Source organism: Tissierella pigra (assembly GCF_009695605.1).
Lineage (GTDB): Bacteria > Bacillota > Clostridia > Tissierellales > Tissierellaceae > Tissierella > Tissierella pigra.
This window is the reverse complement of the sequence record NZ_VUNQ01000084.1, coordinates 1-6,166: the sequence shown is the minus strand read 5'-3', so window position 1 is coordinate 6,166 and position 6,166 is coordinate 1. Positions and strand designations below refer to the sequence as shown.

The window sequence follows — 6,166 nt, the reverse complement described above, 5'->3', positions numbered from 1 at the left end:
TAATTATATTTTAAAGGAAATGGATAGATTTATAAAAATAATATGTACCTATATTTTATGGAATGTACGTATTTACACCATTTCTATATAACTTCGTCCCATATTATTTTTGGGCACATAGCCGTCTATATGTGACATGTCACATATAGATGGCTGGGGGGAGTCTTTTGAGCAAAGAGAAATAAATACTGATATGGGAGATGTCTATATTAGCTTCTGGAATAGCAGTAAGAGCTGGTTTATTAAAACAGCTGAAGAAATGGAAATAAATCAAAATCAAATAATGGGAGGGATAAAATTTGAATAACAGAAATCAAGTGGAGAGAATCAAAAAGATGTATCCTGCAGGAACAAGAATAGAATTATTTTCAACCATGGATGATCAGCAGGGAGTTGAGAAAGGCATTAAAGGAACAGTGACTTTTGTAGATGATATTGGAACTGTACACATGAAATGGGATAATGGAAGAGGCCTTGGTCTTATTCCCGGAGAAGATAATTTTAAAGTGTTATCCCATCCCCAAGAAGAAATCAAAGAATCAGAGGAACATTCCAAAGAACAGTCGCAAGGTATGGGAGGTATAAGTTTATGAGAGATTTAAATTATATGTGGAGAAGACTTGAGGGAACAGAAGAAGAAAAAGCATATCTGGATAAGCGATTTAATGAAATGTCAGTTAAAGAACAATATGTTTTAGAAGGTGCCATTCAAATTATAGGGATATATACTGCAGCAGATATGATTAATATTACAGAGCAATTAAGCAGTTCTGATTTTTATTATAAAGCAATTGATGAAAAATCCCTTGGAGAATATGTGGCTAAACATAAGGAAGATGCATCTGATGAGGTGCTTTCATTTATAAATACAGAAAAACTTGGCACAGAATATCACGAAGACTTTGAAGGTGCATTTACAGACAAGGGATATACTATTGAAAGAAACACTATCAAACAAATTTATGACGATTCAAACTTAGATAAGCTGATAGGGGATGATTGGACTATAAAAATTAAAGTTGGAAGTAAAAGGTACCCAGAAGGCTTATGGATAAACCTGCCTGACTATGGATCTTTTAGTTTAGAACCTCATGAGCTGGATATTGCATTAGATGTACTTGGTATAGATAAATGGGATGAAGGCTATTTATTAGATGCAAAGTGTGTATTCCCAAATATTACAGAATTAAAAAATCAGTATGACTCCATAGAAGAATTAGTTGATAATGGCAATAATTTAGGATATGCTTGTGATGAACAAGATCAAGGGAGGGATTTTTTTATGGAGCATTTAGAATCAGCCATGGAAATTGAAGGTTGTACAAGACTTGATTTTGCCCTTGATATTTCCCAAAATCTAGCTTGCTATGACTTTGTACCAAAAGGAGCTAATTTTGAAAAGTATGGGAGAATTATGGCAGAGAAACATGGAGTCGTAAAACCAGATTCAATACTGGGAGAAAACTTTGACTATGAAAAATATGCCAAGGTAACTATAGAAAAAGAAGAGCTGGAGCCTTGCAAACATGGTTATATTAAAAGAAATGAAGAGAAGTTCTATTATGAATTCAGCAAAGAACCAGCTAATATGGAAATATCCATGGAATAACGAATTTCCTAATAGATATATTAAGTAACTTGTGATATATTGTGGTGCTTGAGGGAGGTGGCACCATGGAAGATATGATGGAGATACTTAACAATGCAGTAACTGAAAGACTGGAAATAGCATATTTTAAATTGATTAAGGAAAATGAGGAAGTAAAGCAAGGAGTTGAAGCAGTAAAGGAATTAAGTATAAAGCTATATGAAAATACTGATATTCCAAAGGAAGTAAGGAGACAGATTGAAGATTATAAAGACATATCCGACTTTATAGAAAGGGAGATGCAAAAATTCATTTATGTGGAAGGAATAAAAGATGGCATTAAGCTGTTAAGAGAACTTGGTGTACTAAGGTAGCGCGGAAGATATCCGTGTTTTTTTATACCCCAAAATAGAGAGGCCGATTGTTAGCTGTAAATTACAGCATAGCAGTCGGCCTTTTTTGTTGCCTAAAAACAATCATTTCTACAGATGTTGTGGTACCTAGAAAAGGAGGCGGGGAGGTGGAACATGATTTTTTAATCTATATAAAAGAGTATCATACCGGAAAACAAAAGGCTGTATCCAGTGCATATCTTCAAGATAGATTCTGCATCAGTTCAAGAACTGTAAGGATGCTGGTAAATCAGTTAAGGAATGATGGCAACCCCATATGTAGTGGTGACAATGGTTACTATTATGCAGCTGATAGAGAGGAACTTATTGCAAGCATCAGACAGATGTCAAGCCGAATTAGAGAGATATCGAAAGCAAGAAGAGGGCTTGTCAAAGCATTGGAACATTTCCCAGATGATAACGGACAGCTGAGATTGGATCTTGATAATGAAGCAGAAAAGAGGTGATGAAATATTAATAGTTTTATGAGTTGGATAGGTGGGAAAAAGGCTCTAAGAGAATTAATAGTGTCTGTATTTCCCCTTTATTATGAAAGATATATAGAAGTGTTCGGAGGTGGAGGATGGGTACTTTTTCATAAACCACCTGGTAATGATTTTGAAGTATATAACGATTTTAATGGACTTTTGACTAATCTCTATCGATGTGTAAGGGAAAGACCAGATGAGTTAATTGAGGCACTGCATTTTGTACTAAATTCTAGGGAGGATTTTGACATAGTAAAGGATGCACTCGCAAGGGATAGCATAGAAAGTGATGTAATAAAAGCAGCATACTTTTATCAACTTATTCGATATAGCTATGCATCAGGACTTACCAGTTTTGGGAGCCAGCCCCATGATATGTGGAGCAACTTCCCCTTAATCGAGCAAGCACATAGGAGACTTAGCAAAGTAGTTATTGAAAATAAGGATTTTGAAAAGCTGATAAGGCAATATGATCGCCCTGTCAGCTTTTTCTATTTAGACCCCCCATATTATGAAACAGAAAAATATTATAAAAATGTAGGAGAAGGTGGATTCCAAGAAAAGGATCATATCAGACTAAAGGATACTTTAATGAATATCGAGGGAAAGTTCTTACTTTCCTATAATGATTGTGACTTTATAAGAGAAATATACGATGCACCTAATATTCAGATTGAAAGCTTTACCCGTATTAACAATATTAAACAGCGTTATGATAACGGGGCTCAATTCCCAGAAATACTGGTGGCAAATTATGATATGCAGGAAAGGAAGGAAAATAATCCTTCACAAATAAACTTATTTGAAATAGAAAATGGACTTTAAAATAAGGAGGAAATTTATATGAAAAAGATTCAGGAAAATATTAATTTATCCGTGGAAGAAATGAAGGATTTAGAAGCTATGGATTGCGATGAGATTGAGATAACAACTTTAGAGAATGTTGTTGTTGCTATGAAGAGAACTATGAATGCAATGGAGCTTATAAGGGCAGCTGAAGGACTTAAGAACTTATCAGAAGAACTAATAGTCCATCTTGCAAGTGTTTGCGGCAGATGTGATGATTGCTCTTATTGCGAAAGATTTGAAGAATATGATGAGATTGTTGTACCTGATTATCTCTTAGAAGAAGCAGGAATCCCAATAGATGCAAAGCTTTGTGCATATACAGAAGAAGATAGCGGAAAAGTTGTAGTTGTAGAAGCAGATTATGACTATGATATAGCTGATGTACCACAGTTTGTAATTGATATTTTTGAAATATCAGGAATTTGTATTAGGGAATTAGAAGAAAGATTGATGATGGATGACATTGTCTATGGAGAGTAAATATATCTCCATAGAGCTACCAAAAGCTTATAGGAGGGGTGATAAGAACTAAAAAATTACTAAGGAAAGGGGCAGAGAGCAAGGTTATAAGTAATAAGTAGCAGAGAAAGACAGGAGGTGGAATATGAGTAGTATTAAGCTTAAGAATGATTGTATTTTCTACTATGGAAATCCTGCAGGCTATGTGGAAAAAGATATTGCAACAGTAGATTGTATATTTCAAAATGAAGAATTTAAGAATTGGATTTATCAAAGAAAGCTGATACCTAAATGGACACAGGGAGTATTTGAAAGACTGTCAAAGGGAGATACAGTGCATTTTAATAATGAGGTATTGATATCCTTAAAAAGTTGCCGTATATGGCAGTTAAGAACTGATGTAAGTCCTGGCTGTAAGTTCATAGGCTATGAAGAACTTAAGGAAGCCTTTGGAGAACCAGATAAAGATAATTATAGGATTGTCTATGATGGAGAAATTGGAACCAATGATTTAGAAGAAATATATACGAAATTTAATCTAGACCATCCCAATGGGTTTATGGGACACTCACTATCTATATCTGATGTAGTAGAGCTTTATGATAGTACAAGCCATGAATTTTACTATGTAGATCGATTTGGCTTTAAAGAAATTGATTTTGAACAAAAAGAACAAAATCAAGGAATGAATATGAGCATTTAAAAAATAAGAACTGGAGGAAAACAATATGAAAAATATGATTAAAAAGGCAAATGAATTTATTACAAGAAAGGCTATACCTATGAAATTAGCAGTGAGTAATAATCGTGGAGAAGGATATATTGATACAGCAGTAAAAATCCTTATTGCTGTAGTCTTAGGAGCATTACTTCTAGCAGGGCTATATTTATTATTTGGAGATGTGGTTATGCCAACTTTAAATGAGAGAATTAGAGAAATGTTTAACTATGCAGGTTAAAAGGAGGAAATGTAATAATGAAATATAGATCAAAGAGAATAATTAATATTCTTTTAGTAGTTTGTATACTAATAACTAATTTTATAGGTTCTGTCTATGCTGCAAAGCATATATTTTCAGATAGTATAGGACATTGGGCAGAGGAAACAATTAACCTTCTTACAGAGAGAGGGATCATTCAAGGATATCCCGATGGACTATCTCATCCGGATAATATTATTACAAGGGGAGAATTTTCAGCCCTTCTGGCAAGGACTATGAAACTTGAAGCCAAAGACAGAGAGAATGTTGGTCCAGTATTTAAAGATATCATAGGTCATTTTGCCCAAAAGGAAATAGAAGCACTTGTTTATGAAGGAATCATTCTAGTGGAGGACTATGGTAAGTTATATATACCTAATAAGCCTATTAGTCGAATGGAAATAATTAAAATGTTAGTTAGAGCGATAGGAAAAGAAAATCATAATCTAGATTGTTCTTGTGATACAGGATTTATTGATGAGGATAATCTGACTAAAGAAGAAATTGAATATATTTGTCTTGGAAAACAATATAACATCATTTCTGGTTACCCAGACAGAACCATTCGTCCTAATGGTGAATCTACTCGTGCTGAAGCCTTTACAATGCTTATTAAGCAGGAGAAAGCCAAAGAAAAGATAGAGGAAGATAAAGCTAAGGATAAAGATAAAAATGAGCAAGAAAAGCCTACTATACCATCAAAATCAACTGATAATCCTACGGACAACAAACCAGATAGAGATAGGGATACAGATACAGAAAACAGCTCATCTTCAGGTGGCAATTCAACTTATGTTCCAGCACCAAAATATACTTTTGAACTTCCCCTTACAGCCTATGTTGATGAGGAAATAAAAATTATTCCCAAAGCCTCTAATATAAAGTCAGTCACATGGGAAATTAGTAAAGATGGTATCCCTGTAGATTTACTTTCAGTTATTGATGGAGAGTTAAAGGCAGATGGGGGAACTATTAAAATTAAATCTGTTGGAAGTTATAGCTTTACAGCCACAGCTGTAAATAGTCGTGGGAAAGAGGTTAAGCATGAACAAACCATAGATATTTACCCAGTAGTTTCTGCTGAGTTTAAACTACCTGAAACAGCCCATACAGATACAACAATAGATGTTGATCTATCCACCGAAAACTTAGGAGAGAATCTTGTAGTATGGTCACTTAAAAAAGACAATATTGAAATAGACCATAGTACTGTACTTACAGGCGAGCTTACAAACACTGGTGGTTTAATAACATTTAATAACACAGGAATATATGAATTAACAGCTGTTATAACTGATAAACTGGGGAAAGAAACCAAAGTAAGTGATGTAATTAGAGTATATCCTGTGGGAGAAATAAAGATAGAGCTTGATAAGATAACCCATACTGATAAAAGTATTACCCTAAAAA

General features: G+C 34.1%; 10 protein-coding genes. All 10 read left to right on the top strand.

Annotation, left to right across the window (positions count from 1 at the left end; translation table 11 throughout):
- Positions 1-136: 136 nt before the first annotated feature.
- Positions 137-307: a hypothetical protein gene (locus FYJ83_RS19785; RefSeq protein WP_195838071.1), complete on the top strand. Its 171-nt coding sequence runs from the start codon at positions 137-139 to the stop codon at positions 305-307.
- The gene (locus tag FYJ83_RS19060) at positions 300-593 is read left to right on the top strand and encodes a DUF4314 domain-containing protein (protein ID WP_229768668.1); all 294 of its coding nucleotides are present in this window, start codon (positions 300-302) and stop codon (positions 591-593) included. The genes FYJ83_RS19785 and FYJ83_RS19060 overlap by 8 nt, the downstream gene beginning before the upstream one ends.
- A complete protein-coding gene (locus FYJ83_RS19055) occupies positions 590-1,609 on the top strand; it encodes a hypothetical protein (protein WP_154443076.1) in 1,020 nt (339 codons plus the stop codon). The genes FYJ83_RS19060 and FYJ83_RS19055 overlap by 4 nt, the downstream gene beginning before the upstream one ends.
- Before the next feature lie 65 nt (positions 1,610-1,674).
- Positions 1,675-1,962 carry a hypothetical protein gene (locus tag FYJ83_RS19050; protein ID WP_154443075.1) on the top strand — a complete coding sequence of 96 codons (288 nt, stop codon included), beginning with the start codon at positions 1,675-1,677 and terminating at the stop codon, positions 1,960-1,962.
- A gap of 146 nt (positions 1,963-2,108) precedes the next feature.
- Positions 2,109-2,447: a hypothetical protein gene (locus tag FYJ83_RS19045; RefSeq protein ID WP_154443074.1), complete on the top strand. Its 339-nt coding sequence runs from the start codon at positions 2,109-2,111 to the stop codon at positions 2,445-2,447.
- Between the two features lie 18 nt (positions 2,448-2,465).
- A complete protein-coding gene (locus FYJ83_RS19040) occupies positions 2,466-3,293 on the top strand; it encodes a DNA adenine methylase (RefSeq protein ID WP_154443073.1) in 828 nt (275 codons plus the stop codon).
- An 18-nt stretch (positions 3,294-3,311) separates the two neighbouring features.
- Entirely contained in the window at positions 3,312-3,797 is a 486-nt protein-coding gene (locus FYJ83_RS19035) for a hypothetical protein (RefSeq protein ID WP_216521517.1), read from the top strand.
- A 124-nt stretch (positions 3,798-3,921) separates the two neighbouring features.
- Positions 3,922-4,479: a YodL domain-containing protein gene (locus FYJ83_RS19030; protein WP_154443072.1), complete on the top strand. Its 558-nt coding sequence runs from the start codon at positions 3,922-3,924 to the stop codon at positions 4,477-4,479.
- Positions 4,480-4,504: 25 nt separating this feature from the next.
- Positions 4,505-4,735, top strand: coding sequence for a DUF6133 family protein (locus FYJ83_RS19025; protein WP_154443071.1), 231 nt, complete (start codon positions 4,505-4,507; stop codon positions 4,733-4,735).
- A 17-nt stretch (positions 4,736-4,752) separates the two neighbouring features.
- On the top strand, positions 4,753-6,166 hold a 1,414-nt coding region (locus FYJ83_RS19020; protein WP_195838070.1), incomplete at its 3' end, for an S-layer homology domain-containing protein.

What these genes read in the sequence shown, in the direction of transcription:
- FYJ83_RS19785 (WP_195838071.1), top strand. Translation starts at nt 137, where the DNA reads ATGTCACATATAGATGGCTGGGGGGAGTCTTTTGAGCAAAGAGAAATA.
- FYJ83_RS19055 (WP_154443076.1), top strand. Translation starts at nt 590, where the DNA reads ATGAGAGATTTAAATTATATGTGGAGAAGACTTGAGGGAACAGAAGAA.
- FYJ83_RS19050 (WP_154443075.1), top strand. Translation starts at nt 1,675, where the DNA reads ATGGAAGATATGATGGAGATACTTAACAATGCAGTAACTGAAAGACTG.
- FYJ83_RS19040 (WP_154443073.1), top strand. Translation starts at nt 2,466, where the DNA reads ATGAGTTGGATAGGTGGGAAAAAGGCTCTAAGAGAATTAATAGTGTCT.
- FYJ83_RS19035 (WP_216521517.1), top strand. Translation starts at nt 3,312, where the DNA reads ATGAAAAAGATTCAGGAAAATATTAATTTATCCGTGGAAGAAATGAAG.
- FYJ83_RS19030 (WP_154443072.1), top strand. Translation starts at nt 3,922, where the DNA reads ATGAGTAGTATTAAGCTTAAGAATGATTGTATTTTCTACTATGGAAAT.
- FYJ83_RS19025 (WP_154443071.1), top strand. Translation starts at nt 4,505, where the DNA reads ATGAAAAATATGATTAAAAAGGCAAATGAATTTATTACAAGAAAGGCT.